Consider the following 18278-nt stretch of genomic DNA (forward strand, 5'->3'; position numbering starts at 1 on the left):
CTTTTCAAGACTCGTGAGTAAAAGTAAGAGGTAAATGAAGTGCGACACGACGTTGTAACCACGGGCTAGGGCGGTAACGCGGGTCATGGGTAAGTGCTGTTATACGGTTCAGAATAAGTAAGACTTTTTCACTGCCGACTTGATCGCCCCATTCAATTGGTCCAAATGGATAGCCTAAGCCAAGACGTACTGCAGCATTAATATCATCTACTGTGGCAATATTTTGCTGGGCAATATCGCAGCCTAAATTAATAACCATGGCTAAAACGCGTTGTGCAACAAAGCCAATACTTTCATTAATCATACTGACCATATTTCCATCTAGATTGAAAATAGAGTGAGCTGCTTGACGATATTCAGGTTTGGTAACAAGTGAAGGCATTAAGGTGCGGTGCTTTGCAATGCCATAAAGCATGTCTATAGCAACAGCGTGCTTTGGATTAACCCCTAGGCGAGTGGCTGCTTGGGTTGTATCTTCACCATAACAAGCGAGTAAACATAAGCTATCTGTTTGTGGCTCAGAATTGGTGTCTAGGGCAATATTTTGCTGAGTTAAATAATCTTCGAGTTGTTTTTTATCGTCCAAGAAATCGGCAGAGATCCAAACTTTTGGATATTGTGCTAAACGCTCTACCAATTTGGCTGGTTGTTCACCTGTTTTTGAACCAGTTTCATAGTTATAAAAACCTTGATTAACCTTACGTCCAAGTTGCTTGGCATCAAGCATTTGCTTGGTCAGCGGGCTTGGTTTGTAGCGGGCTTCTTCATAGTATTGGTGATAAATCGACTCCATAACTGGATGCGAGACATCAAGGCCAGTTAAATCCATTAATTCAAATGGCCCCATTCTAAAACCAACGCCGTCACGTAAAATTCGGTCAATTTCACTAATATCACAGACATTCTCGTTTAAAATTTTGAGCGCTTCAGTTCCATAAGCACGGCCCGCATGGTTAATAATAAATCCAGGGGTGTCCTTTGCTACAACAGGGCGATGACCAAATGCACGAGACAGATCGTTTAAAGCATCAATAATAAGTGGATCTGTTTTTAAACCACGAATGACTTCAACCACTTTCATGAGTGGAACTGGGTTAAAAAAGTGATAACCCACAACACGCTCAGGCTTCTTGCAATTTGCCGCAATGGCTGTAATAGAGAGAGAAGAAGTGTTTGAGGCTAAAATAGTAGTATCCGAAACAATGTCTTCAAGCTGTTGCATCAAGCTTTGTTTAATATCGAGACGTTCAACAATTGCTTCTACAATGAGGTCACAATTTTTTAAATCTTCAATTTGATGGGCAACAATTAAATGGTTATTTGCCGCTGTTGCTTGCTCAGGCGTAATCTTATTTTTTTCGACTAACTTTTGAAATGTAGCAGCTAGTTTTTCTTTGGCCTGTTCTGCGGCGCCTGCTTTGGCATCATATAAATAAGTGGTATGACCTGACTGCGCAGCAATTTGAGCAATACCACTGCCCATGACACCTACACCAATCACAGCCATGCTTTTAATATCATAAGTCATGTCGATCATCCTGATGATTAATCTATATCTGAAATTAAACGGAAAAATAAGGTTGGGTGATTTAGCTTAAGCATTGTTTATCACCATCAATAGGTAAGATTTGCCCTGAAATTGAGCGACCACTATCTGACGCTAAAAATAGGCATAAATCTGCAATATGCTTTGGATTGACAAAATATTTGAGCGACTGATTTTTCAGTGCATTTTGAGTCACTTCTTCAAGTGAGGTATGCGCTACATCGGCACGGGCTTGTAATACGCGCTGAACCCGATCACCATCGACTGCCCCCGGAAGAATAGCGTTAACTCGAATATTGTCTGCACCGAGTTCCATAGAAAGCGTTTTGGTAAAACCGATCAGTCCCCATTTTGAAGTGGAGTAGGCTAATCGGTATGGATAGCCTAAGCGGCCTGCAATAGACGACATATTAATAATCACGCCTGCCTGTGCTTGCTTTAAATAGGGAATGGCTAACTGGGTAATTAAAAAAGTGCTATTCAGGTTTAAATTAATCACCGTGTTCCAATCTTCAAAACTTAGCTCATCTGCTGCAACGGTCGGGCCTGAGATGCCTGTGTTATTGACTAAAATATCAATACCGCCAAGTTTCTGAATGGCTTGACTAAACATCAGTTTAATTTGTTCATGGTCGGCTAAATCACAAGTATATATGTGTAGCTTTGGATAATCTCGTTGAAATTGTTCTAAGCTTTTAGCATTAATATCACAAACAAAAACTTCATCCTGATTGTTTAAAAATGCCTCGGCAATGCATCGTCCAATCCCTGAACCGCCTGCACTAATTAATACTTTTCTGGCCATTTTCATTCCTTTGTTATTATGGTTTTAAATTATTTACCTTGATACGACGGCTTACGCTTTTCGATAAAAGCTTGGACACCTTCATTTTTATCTTCGGTAGAAAATAACAACTGGAATGCTTTTCGTTCTAGAGTTAAGCCTGCATTTAATGGAACATCTTCGCTCATTAGTGCAACTTCTTTAATTTGTTGCAGGGCAATAGGAGGCATTTTGGCGAGGCTTTGTGCCATTTGAATTGCAGTTGGAATAGTTTGGTCATCTTCTGTGACTTGTGAAACAAGACCAATCAAATAAGCTTCTTCGGCTTTGACCATGGCGCCTGTCATAATCATGCGCATGGCATGGAATTTACCCACTGCACGGAATAATCGTTGTGTACCACCAGCACCCGGCATTAGACCGACTTTAATTTCCGGCTGGCCAAAGGTTGCGCCTTTACCTGCAATAATAATGTCAGCATGCATTGCAAGTTCGCAGCCACCACCTAATGCATAACCATTTACAGCAGCAATCACGGGTTTAGGGCATTGGGCAATTGCATTCCAATAACGTTCGGTATGACGCAATAACATTTCTGTGGAAGTTGCGGTTGCCATTTCTTTTAGATCTGCACCTGCGGCAAAGACTTCTTCACCACCTGTGAGTACAACTGCATTGATCTCATCGTTAAAACTTAACTCGGTAAAAGCTTGAGCTAGTTGTTTGCGAACTTCACCGTTTAAAGCATTTTTAGCTTCTGGGCGGTTAATTTTAACAACCGCTATTTTTTGAATAGAAAAGTCGACTTCTACGAAATTATTCCCTGTTGATACACTCATTTTTGAATTCCTTGTTTCGCACATCAAAACTATATTCCTTTTATGATGCTTATTTTGGAATTTATTTCAAGTCTTATTTCTCTTAATAGCGTAGGTATCATCTTTTAAAATAGATAAGTTATTGATATTACGTAATGGTATAAATTTAAATTTCGTTAAACGAAATTAATTTTCAAAAAAGCTTGAAATTTGTATTTTTGTTCTCGTACTATGAAACACATCCGCAGTAAACAAGATTTAAAAGCATGGTATCCAGACCAGCTGGAAATGGCTGATGGATACGATGGAAATATATAAAAAGGGAGATCAAAGATGATCCGTGATGAAGGGATGTTGGAGCAGTTACTTTCAACAATTCGAGATTTTGTAAAAAATGAATTGATCCCTCGTGAAAACGAAGTGGTAGAGAAAGACAAAATTCCAGATGACATTGTGCAGCAAATGCGTGAGCTTGGTTTGTTCGGCCTCACAATTCCCGAAGAATATGGTGGCTTAGGCATCACTATGGAAGAAGAAGTCAGAGTTGCATTTGAACTTGGACAAACTTCACCGGCTTTCCGTTCTTTAATTGGGACTAATAACGGTATTGGCTCAAGTGCAATTTTGATTGATGGCACAGAAGAGCAAAAGCAAAAATATTTACCTCGTTACGCAAGTGGCGAAATTATTGGTTCATTTTGTTTAACCGAGCCTGAATCTGGCTCTGATGCTGCCTCTTTAAAAACCAGTGCGGTAAAAGATGGTGACTTTTATGTGTTAAACGGTACCAAGCGTTTTATTACCAATGCACCCCATGCTGCGACTTTTACCGTAATGGCTCGAACGAATCCTGAAATTAAAGGGTCGGGAGGTATTTCAGCTTTTTTAGTCGAAGCGAATACACCAGGTATTACCTTGGGCAAAATTGACCAAAAAATGGGTCAAAAGGGTTCACACACCTGTGATGTGATTTTTGAAAATTGCCGTGTACCTGCTTCTGCATTGATTGGTGGCGTAGAGGGTGTTGGTTTTAAAACGGCCATGAAAGTGCTGGATAAAGGACGGTTGCACATTGGTGCCTATAGCGTGGGTGTCGCCGAACGTATGTTAAATGACGCATTGCACTATGCGATTGAGCGTAAACAGTTTGGTCAGCCTATTGCGAACTTTCAGCTGATTCAAGCCATGCTTGCCGACTCAAAAGCCGAAATATATGCCGCTAAATGTATGGTCTTAGATGCAGCTCGCCGCCGTGACAATGGCGAAAACATTAGTACGGAAGCCTCTTGCGCAAAAATGTTTGCGACCGAAATGTGCGGACGCGTTGCCGACCGCTGCGTACAGATTCACGGTGGCGCGGGTTATATCAGTGAATATGCGATTGAGCGTTTTTATCGAGATGTGCGTTTGTTCCGTTTATATGAAGGAACCACGCAAGTTCAACAACTTATTATTGCCAAAAACATGATTAGGGAAGCTACAACCTAATAAAAAATCAAATGCCATGAGGCATGGGATGCCTCATGTTCCTTCTGAGGATATGGACATGACAACAAATACTGTGACAGAAAATATGAGTAGCACTGAAGCTATTCAAACACCCAAAAAGATTTGGATTACTGCATTTATATTCGCTTTTTTTACACTTTTATGTGATGGGGCAGATTTAGGTTTTTTGGCATTAAGCCTCACCAGTCTTAAAACAGAATTTCATTTAACTGGTGTGCAAGCTGGAACATTAGGAAGCCTGACTCTATTTGGCTCGGCCGTGGGCGGTCTCATTGGTGGTTGGGCATGTGACCGTTTTGGTCGGGTTCGCATTATTGTGTTCTTTATTGCTTATTCTTCAGTTCTAACCTGTGCGCTAGGCTTTACACACTCTTATATGCAATTTGCAGTTTTAAGAACTTTTGGAGCGATGGGTTTAGGTGCACTTTATATTGCCTGTAATATTTTAATGTCAGAAATGGTTCCGACCAAACATCGTTCTACCGTTTTAGCAACGCTGATGACAGGTTATACCTTAGGTTCTTTATTAGCGACCTTATTAGCTGGACACATTATTCCTGAACACGGCTGGCGTTTCCTGTATTGGATTGCAATTGCGCCTGTGGTGTTATCAATTTTGATGCACATATGTGTACCTGAACCTGAGTCATGGAAAAAAGCGCGTCAATTAAAAGCGTTAGAAATAGCTCAAAGTAGCCAACCTAAAAAACGTCAAAATCCATATCTTGAGATTTTAAGAGATAAAAAACATGGCACCATGTTTGTACTTTGGATTATTAGTACTGGTGCACTACAGTTTGGTTATTACGGCGTAAGTAACTGGTTACCGGCTTATTTAGAGTCTGATCTAGGCATCAAGTTTAAAGAAATGGCCATGTATATGGTGGGTACTTTCCTGATTATGATGTTCGCCAAAGTAATTGCAGGAATTGTTGCCGATAAATTAGGACGCCGCGCTGTATTCGCTTTTGGAACCATTGGTACAGCCTTATTTATTCCAGTCATTGTTTACTTAAATACACCAACCAACATTTTATGGATGATGCTGTTTTTCGGTTTCCTTTACGGTATTCCATATGCAATTAATGCCACCTATATGACAGAAAGCTTCCCGACTTCTATTCGAGGCTCGGCAGTGGGCGGTGCTTATAACATTGGCAAAGTACTTTCAATTTTTTCTCCATTAACAATTGGTTATCTATCGCAAAACGGTTCTATTGGCTTAGGACTTTTGGTAATGGCTGCGGCTTATTTTATCTGCGGGGTAATTCCATTGTTATTTATTAAAGACCGACTATTTAACCCGCAAAAGGCAGAGTGACAGATTTATCTGTCACCTTAAATTAAGGATGAAAAGGGACAAGTGAGATGATAAATAAAATCACCAGTGACATTGAACCGATTTTAAAAGCTATTCCTGATGGTGCAACCATCATGACAGGCGGGTTTGGTGTGACGGGGCAACCTGCTGAATTAATTGAAGCCTTAATCGATTTAGGAAAAAAAGAACTCACCATTGTAAACAATAATGCAGCTTCGGGTGACCGTGGTCTAACCAAGCTGATTATTGCCGGTTGTGTCAAAAAAATGATTAGCTCATTTCCGAAATCTGCAGGATCAACCGTTTTTCAAGACTTATATAGAGCGGGAAAAATTGAGTTAGAACTGGTACCGCAAGGTAATTTGGCATGTCGTATTCAGGCAGCGGGAGCTGGTCTCGGTGCTATTTTTACTCCGACTGGTTATGGCACTAAAATTGCCGAAGGCAAAGAAACCCGAACCATCAACGGTAAAAACTATGTGCTTGAATATCCACTTGAAGCTGATTTTGCACTGATTTATGCCGATAAAGCCGACCGCTGGGGCAATTTAACTTACCGCAAAGCGGCTCGCAATTTTGGACCAATTATGGCAAAAGCCGCCAAGACCACGATTGTTCAAGTGAATGACACCGTAGAGCTAGGAACGCTTGACCCAGAGTGCATTATTACACCGGGAATTTTTGTTCAGCACGTTGTAAAAGTAGGAGATATCTAATGTCAGTTCAAAAGCGTTCTCGTGAAGATATTGCCAAACTCATTGCCAATGACATTCCAGAAGGTTCTTATGTCAATTTAGGCATTGGCTTACCGACCAACGTTGCTAAATTCTTGCCAAAAGACAAAGAAATCTTTTTACATTCGGAAAATGGTGTTTTGGCTTTTGGACCTCCACCACAACCGGGTGAGGAAGATGAAGATTTAGTGAATGCCGGAAAAGAACTTGTCACTTTGTTAGATGGTGGATGCTTTATGCATCATGGCGACTCATTTGACATTATGCGTGGCGGTCATTTGGACATTTGCGTGATTGGTGCATTCCAAGTTGCGGTCAATGGAGACTTGGCAAACTGGCATACCGGTAAAGCAGATGATGTGCCAGCAGTTGGCGGTGCTATGGATTTGGCAGTCGGTGCAAAAACAATTTATGTCTATATGGAGCATGTCACTAAAAAAGGTGAGCCCAAAATTGTAAAAGAACTGAGTTATCCAATAACGGGTGAGCAGTGTGTAAACCGTATTTATACCGATTTATGCATTATTGAACTCAAGGACCAAAAAGCTTACGTCAAGGAAATGGTAGACGGCTTAACCTTTGATGAATTACAGGCAGTCACTGACTGTGAATTAATCGATGCACGTGTAGCCTAAATACACACGGAAAAAACGCTTCTTTAAGGATTAAAAGATGAAAAAATTAATTTTAGCTGCAGCTTGCGCTGCGGCTTCAGGGACTATTTTTGCAAATTCTTCAGATACGACAGAACAAAGAATTAATTTGCTAGAAACTGAGTTGCAAAAATTAAAAGCAGAACTTGCTGCTCAGAAACAAACTCAAAATAATTTACAGGTCAAGCAGGTTAAGATCGAAGAGAACATTGAAAAAACTAAAGCAACGGTAACAGAAAAGCCAGTTGCTCCTTCATGGGTTACCTGGACGGATAACGTTAAGGTTTACGGTATTGCCCGTATTGATGCAGCGGTCGATTTTAAGTCATCACCAGACTCGGGCGGTAGAACGACCAGCAGTCTGTACCGAACACCTTTTGAAAATGAAAAACGTTCGAATCATGCACGCTCTGATGCCATGATTAATGCAAGCCGACTCGGTGTTTATTTTAATAGCCCAAATAAAGCGGTTACAGGAAATATCGAAGCCGATTTCTTTGATAGTTCTAACATGGGAACGGGAGATGGTAAATTCCGTATCCGTCATGCATTTTTTACCTATAAAGACTGGACCTTTGGTCAAACATGGTCACTCATGTCTAACATGGAAACCCGTACAGAAGCTGTTGATTACACACAATTTGTGGGAACTTCCTATACGCGTACTCCTCAAATTCGCTATGACTGGAAAATCGACGCCAATAATGATTTAAAAGTAGCTTTGGAATATACAGGTTCGAGAGTCTCGGCATTGCCATCTTTAACGGGGCGCTATACTTTTAAACAAGGTCCTTTAACTGCTCTTGCGCAAGGTTTTATCAATGAAAAATCCGCAGATGTCGCCACTGCCACAGTGAAGAAAGTAAGTTGGGGTGCAGGAGGCGGCTTAAAATATCAACTCACACCACAACAATCGGTACAAGCAAATTATCAATATATTGTCGGTGATCAAAAATTTATGCCGTATACCACCCAAAGTGGTTTGGCAAATTCAACAAGTTTAAATGCTGCGGGTGATTTTTCTTTAAACGAAGATAAAACAGATTTGGTGATGAATAAGTTGAATAGTATCAATATTGGCTATTCATATAAATTTAATGAGCAATGGCGTGCGAACTTATCGGCTTCAATGTTTGATTATGATGACGACACGGCTTATGCCAAACTTAACCCAGATGCTAATAAACGCTTAACGGACTATGCTGCTAACGTCTTTTATTCTCCAATTGAGCAAATGGATATTGGGATGGAATATCACCAAGGCAAACGTGAAGTGTTTGATGGCCGAACCGCTGATGTGTCACGCATAAACTTTGTATCAATGTATAAATTCTAAAATAGGGCGTAATTAAAAATGGAAAAAATAGTTGAGCCCAATGCAGAAAATATACTGTCAAAAAGCTTTATTTTTATCATGGCAATGACATGTGGAATTTGTGCGGGTTCAAACTATTATAATCAGCCCTTAATCTATTCCATTGCAGAAGCATTAAAAGTCAATGCCGATCAGGTCGCTTTAACTATTGTGATTAGCCAGCTGTCATATGCAGTTGGCCTTTTTATATTAGTTCCCTTAGGCGACTTTTTTGAAAAGCGTAGTTATATTTGCCTGCTCATGTGTTGTACGGGGCTTGCACAAGTAGGGCTATCCTTAAGTCAAACCTTGCCAGCTTTATATGGCTTTACCTTTTTAGCTACATTCTTTTCGATTGCGACTCAAGTTTTAGTTCCTTTTGCCGCGGGTTTAGCCAGCCCGAAAAAAAGCCCTCAAGTTGTAGGGACTCTCATGAGTGGTTTGTTCTTGGGAATATTATTGGCACGTTCTATTGCAGGCTTACTTTCTACAGTTTGGTCTTGGCATGCGGTTTATTTAATTAGCGGAATTGTCATTTTGGTGTTTGCTTGGGTAATGTGGGTAAAGTTACCAGTGGCGCGAAAATCCCATCAACTCAATATTCTACAGATTTATGGTTCGCTATTTTCATTAGCTGTTCACCAGCCTCATTTACTACGCCGTGGTTTGGCAGGGGGAATTGGCTTTGGTATTTTGGCTCTTATTTTTACTACCATGACTTTTATTTTGGCGAATGAGCCTTATCACTTTAACGATTTCCAGATTGGTTTATTTGGTATTGTTGGCTTGGCTGGCGTGTTTGCGACCCCATGGGCAGGCAAGAAAATTGCAGCAGGCCTTGAAAATAGGATTGCATTGATTTGTATGGGACTATTAATGAGTGCATGGATACCACTATTTTTTGCACAGCAGTCTCTGCTTGCCTACGCTGTTGGTGTGATCATGGCGTACTTTGGGTTGTCAGCATTTCATGTACTCAACCAAAATCTGGTGTACCGGATTTCGGCCGAGGCACGTTCCCGTATTAATTCAATTTATATGACTTTATATTTTGGTGGAGCCGCCTTAGGTTCGTTTATTGCGGTGTATGCGTGGAAACACTGGGGATGGGAAGCATGTGTTGCTTTAGGTTTAGCAATGGCAATGTTAAGTTTTACGATTGATCGCTTAGATTTTTATGAAATGGGTAAGATTACCAAGCAAGAAAAAGCTCCATAAACAGGAGCTTTAAAATTTTATTATTTGCGAATAATCATTAAGGTTGCCGAAGCAAAAGCATACACCTTGCCGTTTTCATCTACGATTTTACCTTGGGTACTAATAATATTACGGCCCGCATTAATCAACTCGGCTGTCGCATAGTAGGACGTATCAACTTGCATAGGACGAATCATTTTTACATTTAAATCAATAGTTCTATAACCAACACCATGTTCAAGTAGGGTATGAGCTGCGCTGCCTGTTGCCGTATCTAAAGCTGTGGCACAAAAGCCGCCGTGTACACCGCCTTGTATATTTCTATGTTCTTTGCGGGGAGTAACTTTATAAGTTGCTTTACCTTCGGAAACTTCAACGAGCTCCATCGGTATAGTGTGAGCCATAGGTGATGGTGAAACTTCACCATTTTTTAAAGCGGTTAAAAACTCAAGACCTGTGTATTTCGGGCTTTCCATAAATCGTCCTTGCATGATTAAGCAGTCTAATCACCATACTATAAATTGAATTTTTACGGAATAAAATTTTGCAATACAAAATATAAATTTATTCTAGTTAAACGAGCCTAACTACTTTTTATATTACATTATTATTTAAAAACATGTGTTTATATTATGCCTCTATAGCTGAGCCAGGATAATTTTATTAAATTAGTGAAAATATATTTTGCTATAAGAAATTTTTTGGTATTTTGATGAGATTGAAACAATAAAAGTCCATTTTAAGGAAAAACGATATCTGCCCATAACATAGGCAGAGAGGTGAAAGGAAAAAAACTATGCCTTTATACAAAGCTCCATTACGCGATATGCAATTTGTACTGCATGAAATGCTTCAAACAGAACAGAACTATCAAGGTTTAAGCAAATATCAGGAAAGCGTAAATCGAGAATTAATTGATCAATACTTAGAGGCAGCAGCAGATTTTTGTGAAAATGAATTGGCACCGATTAACCAAAATGGCGATCAGGAAGGATGCCATTTAAATCAAGGTGTGGTGACAACCCCTAAAGGTTTTAAAGAAGCCTACCAAAAATATGCCGAGCTTGGGTTTACTTCATTAACCGCCGATCCGGAATATGGTGGGCAGGGCTTGCCGACATTGCTACGGATTGCGATTTCTGAAATGTTATGTGGTTCCAATTGGGCGTGGGCAATGTATCCGGGGTTGTCTCATGGCGCAATGAGAACAATTGAGCACCATGGGACCGAGCAACAAAAACAGAAGTTTTTGACTAAACTCATTAGCGGTGTTTGGACCGGAACCATGTGTTTAACCGAATCACATGCAGGTTCAGACCTTGGATTAATTAGAACTAAAGCAGAACCAAATTCGGAAGGTAGTTACTCGATTACAGGCGAAAAGATTTTTATTTCAGCAGGAGAACATGATCTTTCTGAAAATATTATTCATATTGTTTTAGCCCGTTTGCCTCAAGCACCTGCAGGGACTAAAGGTATTTCTTTATTTATTGTGCCTAAATTTAATGTGAGTGATGATGGTCAGGTGCTGGACCGTAATAAAGTCGTTTGTAGTGCGATTGAACATAAAATGGGGATTCATGGAAATGCGACCTGTGTACTGAATTTTGATGGTGCCAAAGGTTATTTAATTGGTCCTGAAAATCGCGGGCTCAATTGTATGTTTACCTTTATGAATACCGCACGTATTGGAACAGCCGTACAAGGGCTTGCTGCTTCTGAAATCTCATTTCAAGGCGCATTAAGTTATGCTAAAGAGCGTCTCGCTATGCGTTCGTTATCTGGTTCTAAATATCCTGAGAAAAATGCCGACCCAATTATTGTACATCCCGCTGTACGTTCGATGTTAATGACACAAAAAGCGTTTTCTGAAGGTGGCCGCGCACTGGCTTACTTTCTAGCTCAGCATGTCGATATTGTCGAAAGCTCAAACGATCAGGAACAGCAAAAACACTCCGATGAATTGCTGGCTTTTTTAACGCCGATTGCTAAGGCCTTTTTAACAGAGTCGGGTAATGAGTCTGCAAAGCATGGCGTTCAAGTATTTGGTGGCCACGGCTTTATTGTTGAACATGGCATGGAGCAAATTGTACGTGATGCACGTATCTCGACATTGTATGAAGGTACAACCGAGATTCAGTCTTTAGATCTGCTGGCACGTAAAGTCCTCAAGTCGGAAGGCAAACTTTTAAAAAATATGACCGATTTAATTGATCAGTTTATTAGTCAGCACCAATCTAATGAAGTGTTAAAACCTTATTTAGAAAAATTAGCTGAGCTTAAGCAGCAATGGCTGTCACTGACCAAATCGATTGCAGAGAAAGCCAAGCACAATCCTGAAGAAATAGGGGCAGCTTCAGTGGATTATCTTTATTTTTCTAGTTACGTCGTATTCGCGTATTTGTGGGCTCGAATGGCACAAGTTGCCCATGAAAAATTAGAATCGGGTACACAAGAGCAAGCTTTTTATAAAGCAAAATTAACGACAGCTAAGTTTTTCTATCAAAAACTTTTACATCGTACACAGAGCCATGCTGCTTCTATTGAGTCTGGAGCTGATGCTGTGATGGAGCTCGATCAAGATGCTTTTGCATTTTAGCAACTAGTAATTTTTAGAATCACTGGGTGAAATTGACATGCGAAATTTTACCTAGTGATTAAATTTGTAAATTTAGACTCATCAGTTTTTGGTAGGAAAAACCAGTTGAGTCAAATAAATAGAGGGTTAACATAAGCATTAAAACGTGAATTTTCATCAAATATTGATGTTGGACAAGGACTAAGGAAAGAAAATCATGAATGCTTATTATCAATTACTGAATAGAACAATTGGTCCTCAAGGTGAAGTGATTGCTCATTATTGCTCAACTGTTCATGCACAAGGGGCATGGAACCCTCATGAACAGCATATGGCGCCTGCAAGTGGCGTGATCGCAGTAGAGTTAGAACAGTTTTCACCACGACAAGATATGCGAATTGGTCGAATTAGTTTTGATATTTTTGGATTGATTGCATTTGGTGAATTTACGATTAAAACACATGTCATTCGTGCCGGTAAAACGATTGAATTGATTGAAGCGGAACTACAAGCACAAGGTAAAACTTGTATTGTGGCTAGAGCATGGCGCATGTGCACTCAAGACAGTTCCGATATTGCTGGGCTTGAAGATCAACCAATTCATCATCCCGATACTTTTGCCGAATGGACAGGCATGAAAAGATGGCCGGGTGGTTTTATCCAGACATTAGTCACTAAAACTGATGATCAGCATCGCGCGGGCAAAGGCATTGTTTGGCTAAACAATGATAAAGAAATAGTTGAAGGGCAGCCGACCACAGATTTTGCGCATTTAATTGGCATGGTAGATACCGCAAACGGCATTGTCCCAAGACAAGAAGGAGAATTTACTTGGGGCTTTCCAAATCTTGATTTACAAATTCACATGCACCGTTATCCGCAAGGGAAATGGTTAGGCCTGGAAACCGTCCAGCAATATGGTTCGGATGGCATTGGTTTAACCAGTGCAGTTTTACATGATGTGTATGGTCCATTTGGACGGAGCGAGCAGATTTTGACTTTACGTAAAATGACTAAATAAATTTTTGAGCCAATAAAAAAAGTCATCCCCAAGGATGACTTTTTTTATTGAGATTTAATTGTTAGTTACGTACTTTTAGCAATGTTGGCGTAAGCTCATCCCAACGTTGTTTTGCAGCGTCCATTGCTTTCATTTTGATATGCCCATAACCACGGACTTCTGCCGGTAATTTTGCAATTTGTTCAGCAACTGCCAAGTTATGATTGTCTGGTGCCTCAACAAGTGCTTCAACAAATGCGATGTAACGGTCACGCCAAGCTTGTTCGTGTTGACGTTCTTCTTGACGCGCAAATGGGTCAAGGAAAGTTTCACGAAGCCATTGTAAGCGAGCGAGCATCATCATCGGGAAGCGCATCCAGTAACCAAACGCACGTATACGGACATTTTTCAGACCACCAAGTAACGCTGGTGGAGCAAGATGATAGGTTAAACGTAAGCCTTTACCGAATTGGGTTTCAATTGATTCTTTGAAGCTTTTACCTGTTAGTAGACGTGCAACTTCATATTCATCTTTATAAGCCATAACTCTGTAAAGCTGAGTTGCAATCGTACCTGTTAACTCTTCTGGTAACTTTTTAGCTGCCAATTCTACAAGAGTGCGGTATTTAGCTGCATAAGCTTCATTCCAGTAGTCTGTTAGACGAGCAGAACGGTCTTCAACAAGTTCAGCTAAAGTTTGCGGAGTTTTGGTTTTTGGCATTGCTGCAAGTAAACGCGCAGCTAAAGTCGGGTCACTTGCAAGATGACAGCCTACACGGAAAGCTTCAAGGTTCTTTTCAACAGCCGTACCATTTAGGCGAATTGCTTTTTCAATACTTTCACGTAATAGCGGAATGCGACCAGATTGCCATGCCATACCGAGCAATAACTGGTTGGTATAAATTGAATCACCTAAGAGCTGAGTTGCGATGCGAGCCGCTGGCAGAGAAACCAGTTGACCTTGACGAACACGACCACGAAGACGGTCAATTAAATCGGTAATAGGCGCATACCAGTCACGAGATTTAATAAACTCAGAAGTAGGGGTACTGTCTTCATTCACAATAACTAAAGCATCATCTTTTAAACGAGATAGAGCAGCGCTACCACCAGCGACTACGGCATCTGCACCGATGAGTAATTCACATTGACCCGCCGGAATTTTGGTAGAAGAAATTTGCTCATCACTTGCTGCAAGTTGTACGTATGAATAAACAGTACCACCTTTTTGCGCAAGACCTGCCATATCCATAACACGTGTTGCTTTACCTTCTAGGTGAGCTGCCATACCAAGCAATGCACCGATAGTCACAACACCCGTACCACCAATACCGCCGACCATAATACGACTTGGAACGTCATATAACTGAGGAATAACGGGTGATGTTGGCCAGCCTGCACCAATACCTTCAAATTTAGCAGGACGTTTCATGTCACGTGTATGAACAGTCACAAAGCTTGGGCAGAACCCTTCGGCACAAGTGAAGTCCTTATTACAGCTACTTTGGTTAATTTGACGTTTAGTACCTAATGCTGTTTCTACAGGTTCAATTGATAAACAGTTTGATTTTTTCGAACAGTCGCCACAACCTTCGCAAATATCACTGTTAATGTATAAACGCTCAGCTGGGTCAGGGTAGGCATCACGTTTACGGCGACGGCGTTTTTCACTGGCACAGGTTTGTACATAAATTAAAGCGGTTACACCTGAAACTTCACGTAGCTCACGTTGAACTGCATCAAGCTCATTACGGTGGCGAATTTCTACACCTGCTGCAATACCGTCTTCTTCATTTAATAATTTAACTTCATCAGTGACAATTACTTGTTTTTTAATACCTTCGGCAGCGAGCTGGCGAGTTAATTGTGCAACACTCAAATGACCATCTACATGCTGACCACCTGTCATAGCGACTGCATCGTTGTAGAGGATTTTGTAGGTGATATTTGTTTTTGCAGCAATAGATTGACGAATTGCTAAATAACCTGAGTGGAAATAAGTTCCATCACCAAGGTTAGCAAAAATGTGTTTTTCATTGGTAAATGGTGATGCACCCACCCAACTTACACCTTCACCGCCCATTTGAGAGAACGTTTCGGTACCACGGTCAAGTGAAACGGCAATATAGTGACAACCGATACCACCAAGTGCACGGCTACCTTCAGGGACGACTGTTGATGAGTTATGTGGGCAACCACTACAGAAATACGGTTTACGTTCAGCAAGGTCAATCACACGTTTTGATTCTTGCTCTGCTTTTAGCAGTAAGTCGATTCTGCTTTGAATTTGTACTTTTAAGCTTTCTGGAATATCTAGTTTTAAGAAGCGAGCAGCCAGCATTTTTGCAATCGGTTCAGGCTGATACTCATAGTGACCAATGAGTGGTGCTTCTTCAATAGAGGTACTCCATTCACCTTTGCCATCAATCGCTTTACCAATAACGCGAGGACGTTTGTCATCAGGAAGTGAATAAAGCTCATCTTTAATTTGTGTCTCAAGAATTGGACGTTTTTCTTCAACAACAATTAGCTCTTCTAAACCTTCGGCAAATTCACGTAGACCTTGTGGTTCTAGAGGCCAAATCAGCCCAACTTGATAAACACGTAACCCAAGCTGTTGGGCTGTTTCATCCTCAATACCTAAAATACGTAGGGCTTCAATGGTATCTAAATAACCTTTACCACTTGCAGCAATACCAATACGGGCATTTTCACAAGGCCATGTTACGGTATTGATTTTATTCGCACGGGCATAAGCCAAAACAGCAGGTAAGCGATATTTATAAAGACGTTCTTCTTGTTGAATGCCATGATCTGGCCAACGAATATTAACGCCACCCTCTGGGAAATTGACATCTTTTGGTATAACAGGAGTGACACGATCTAAATCGACATGAACAGAAGCTGAAGTTTCTACAATTTCACTGACCAGCTTCATTGAAGTCCACAGACCAGAAAAACGTGAAACAGCAATGGCATGAACACCAAAGTCTAAAATTTGTTGAACGGATGTTGGGTAGAAAATTGGAATACCGCAACCAATCATGACATGTTCAGACTGGTGGGGAATTGTAGAAGATTTACAAGAGTGGTCATCACCAAATAAAGCAACGACACCACCACGTTCAGAGGTACCAGCTAAGTTAGCATGGCGGAGTACATCGCCTGAACGGTCAACACCCGGGCCTTTACCATACCACCATGAAGACACTCCATCATATTTGCCTTGACCTGAAAGGTTAACTTGTTGGGTACCCCAAATTGCGGTAGCAGCCAAGTCTTCGTTTACACCAGGTTGAAATACAACATTATGGGATTTAAGTAATCCTTCAACTTGCCAAAGGAAATTATCATAGTTACCAATAGGGGAGCCACGATAACCAGAAATAAAACCAGCAGTATGATAACCATTGATCGCGTCACGGCGAGTTTGGGCAAGAGGCAACCGAACAAGTGCCTGAATGCCGGTCATAAATGCTGTACCGTTATCACTTACATATTTATCTTCAAGTGACACATCCTTTGTTGCAATAATATTTGGAGTGACTTTTGTAGCTATATTCATTTATATCTCCTTAGAATTTTTAGTAGCTCGGACTACTTTCTTTTTTCAACATCCAGTTGAATATTTGGAGCAAGTGACATACGAAATAAAAAAAGATCGGTTCCTCTTCTTAAAAAGAATTGGTGCCAATGTATGTACATTTAGTCATTGTGGTTGAACTAAACTGGTGCAACAATCCGTAATTTAGGAAAACATATTTACGTTATGCGCAAAAATCTCGATGGTGGACTATTGCATGCTATGCATGCGTTCCTGAAAGTGATTGATAGCGGGAGTTTCACAGCAGCAGCTGAGCAGATGGATCTGACCACAGCACAGGTTTCACGTCTTATCAGCGAGCTAGAAACACGCTTAGGTACAAAATTAATACAACGCTCAACACGCCAGCAGGCCCTCACTGATATTGGTGCGACTTATGCAGAGCGCTGTCGCCAAGTCATTTCAATGGTGGATGAAGCGGAGTCAGAAGTAACAGGAACAGCTTCTAAACCCAAAGGCCGTTTACGCGTGTTAAGTATGGGAAGCTTTGGGCATCATTATGTTTTTCCAGTGATGGCTGAGTTTTGTAAACATTACCCCGAATTAACCGTGGAATATACGACTTCTCAATACGTTCCGGACCTGTTGGCAAAAGGGGTCGATGTTAGTCTTTATCTGACTGAATCATTAACAGACTCACGGTTTGTCGCACGCAGAATTGGCACTATTTTTTCTGTTTTATGTGCATCACCTGCTTACCTAGAAAAACATGGGATACCTGAGTCCCCCGAAGACTTAAAAAATCATGCCTGTTTACGCTTGGTAAATCCGTCTATTACACCAGATTGGCACTTATTAAATACAAGCGGTGAGTCTTACCAAATCGACATTGGTGGGCAACTCATTGCAGATAACCCTGAGTTATTATTAGATGTGGTGCAGCAGGATATGGGCATCGCATTATTGCCGATGTTTTCGGCTTTAGATGCAGTTCAGAATGGAAGATTATGTCATATCTTGCCAGAGTGGCGTTCACCTGATATCGGGGTTTATACCTTATTGCCTTCACGCCATTTTATTGATGCCAAAACACGTGCATGGTTAGATTGGGTAGAAGAATATATTTCTCCAAGAATTGAAATGGATGCATCTTATTTTTATAAATAATGAGATAAATTTTTTAAGGATTACAATTGAAAAAGGATGAAGAATAATACGGATTAGAATAAAAATAGGGTAG

At 40.7% G+C, this 18278-nt stretch carries 14 protein-coding genes; 9 read left to right on the plus strand and 5 right to left on the minus strand.

What is annotated here, in order from left to right; translation table 11 throughout:
• Positions 1-4: 4 nt before the first annotated feature.
• The 3 genes from ABLC00_RS07270 to ABLC00_RS07280 all read right to left on the minus strand — a co-directional run bounded on the left by ABLC00_RS07270 (position 5) and on the right by ABLC00_RS07280 (position 3169).
• Positions 5-1528 (minus strand): 3-hydroxyacyl-CoA dehydrogenase, encoded by a 1524-nt coding sequence (locus tag ABLC00_RS07270; protein WP_033846817.1) that lies wholly within the window; start codon positions 1526-1528, stop codon positions 5-7.
• 61 nt (positions 1529-1589) lie between these two features.
• A complete protein-coding gene (locus tag ABLC00_RS07275; RefSeq protein ID WP_033846816.1) occupies positions 1590-2351 on the minus strand; it encodes an SDR family oxidoreductase in 762 nt (253 codons plus the stop codon).
• A 29-nt stretch (positions 2352-2380) separates the two neighbouring features.
• Positions 2381-3169: an enoyl-CoA hydratase gene (locus ABLC00_RS07280; protein WP_000116913.1), complete on the minus strand. Its 789-nt coding sequence runs from the start codon at positions 3167-3169 to the stop codon at positions 2381-2383.
• Positions 3170-3481: 312 nt separating this feature from the next.
• Between ABLC00_RS07280 and ABLC00_RS07285 the strand changes: the two genes are divergently transcribed.
• Genes ABLC00_RS07285 through ABLC00_RS07310 form a run of 6 tightly spaced genes read left to right on the plus strand, consistent with a single transcriptional unit; the run spans position 3482 to position 9937 of the window.
• The gene (locus ABLC00_RS07285) at positions 3482-4636 is read left to right on the plus strand and encodes an acyl-CoA dehydrogenase family protein (RefSeq protein WP_033846815.1); all 1155 of its coding nucleotides are present in this window, start codon (positions 3482-3484) and stop codon (positions 4634-4636) included.
• 58 nt (positions 4637-4694) lie between these two features.
• Positions 4695-5978 (plus strand): MFS transporter, encoded by a 1284-nt coding sequence (locus ABLC00_RS07290; protein WP_002048335.1) that lies wholly within the window; start codon positions 4695-4697, stop codon positions 5976-5978.
• 47 nt (positions 5979-6025) lie between these two features.
• Positions 6026-6694, plus strand: coding sequence for a 3-oxoacid CoA-transferase subunit A (locus ABLC00_RS07295; protein WP_002048307.1), 669 nt, complete (start codon positions 6026-6028; stop codon positions 6692-6694).
• Complete coding sequence (locus tag ABLC00_RS07300) at positions 6694-7347, plus strand: 3-oxoacid CoA-transferase subunit B (protein ID WP_000116037.1); 654 nt, start codon at positions 6694-6696, stop codon at positions 7345-7347. Before ABLC00_RS07295 ends, ABLC00_RS07300 begins: the two co-directional genes overlap by 1 nt.
• 37 nt (positions 7348-7384) lie before the next feature.
• Positions 7385-8701 (plus strand): outer membrane trimeric porin-like protein DcaP, encoded by a 1317-nt coding sequence (gene dcaP, locus ABLC00_RS07305; protein ID WP_033846813.1) that lies wholly within the window; start codon positions 7385-7387, stop codon positions 8699-8701.
• A gap of 18 nt (positions 8702-8719) precedes the next feature.
• On the plus strand, positions 8720-9937 hold the full coding sequence (locus ABLC00_RS07310; protein WP_033846812.1) for an MFS transporter: 1218 nt from the start codon (positions 8720-8722) through the stop codon (positions 9935-9937).
• Positions 9938-9957: 20 nt separating this feature from the next.
• Here the strand turns inward: ABLC00_RS07310 and ABLC00_RS07315 are convergent, their stop codons facing one another.
• Entirely contained in the window at positions 9958-10407 is a 450-nt protein-coding gene (locus ABLC00_RS07315) for a PaaI family thioesterase (RefSeq protein ID WP_080775655.1), read from the minus strand.
• Positions 10408-10712: 305 nt separating this feature from the next.
• Between ABLC00_RS07315 and ABLC00_RS07320 the strand changes: the two genes are divergently transcribed.
• Positions 10713-12515: an acyl-CoA dehydrogenase C-terminal domain-containing protein gene (locus tag ABLC00_RS07320; RefSeq protein ID WP_033846810.1), complete on the plus strand. Its 1803-nt coding sequence runs from the start codon at positions 10713-10715 to the stop codon at positions 12513-12515.
• Positions 12516-12711: 196 nt separating this feature from the next.
• On the plus strand, positions 12712-13515 hold the full coding sequence (locus tag ABLC00_RS07325; RefSeq protein WP_032028460.1) for a thioesterase family protein: 804 nt from the start codon (positions 12712-12714) through the stop codon (positions 13513-13515).
• A 61-nt stretch (positions 13516-13576) separates the two neighbouring features.
• On the opposite strand, the gene ABLC00_RS07330 is transcribed toward ABLC00_RS07325, so the two are convergent.
• Entirely contained in the window at positions 13577-17059 is a 3483-nt protein-coding gene (locus ABLC00_RS07330; protein ID WP_348941087.1) for an indolepyruvate ferredoxin oxidoreductase family protein, read from the minus strand.
• A 204-nt stretch (positions 17060-17263) separates the two neighbouring features.
• Between ABLC00_RS07330 and ABLC00_RS07335 the strand changes: the two genes are divergently transcribed.
• The gene (locus ABLC00_RS07335) at positions 17264-18205 is read left to right on the plus strand and encodes a LysR family transcriptional regulator (RefSeq protein ID WP_032011831.1); all 942 of its coding nucleotides are present in this window, start codon (positions 17264-17266) and stop codon (positions 18203-18205) included.
• The last annotated feature ends 73 nt before the right edge of the window (positions 18206-18278 follow it).

The organism is Acinetobacter nosocomialis, assembly GCF_041021905.1.
Lineage (GTDB): Bacteria > Pseudomonadota > Gammaproteobacteria > Pseudomonadales > Moraxellaceae > Acinetobacter > Acinetobacter nosocomialis.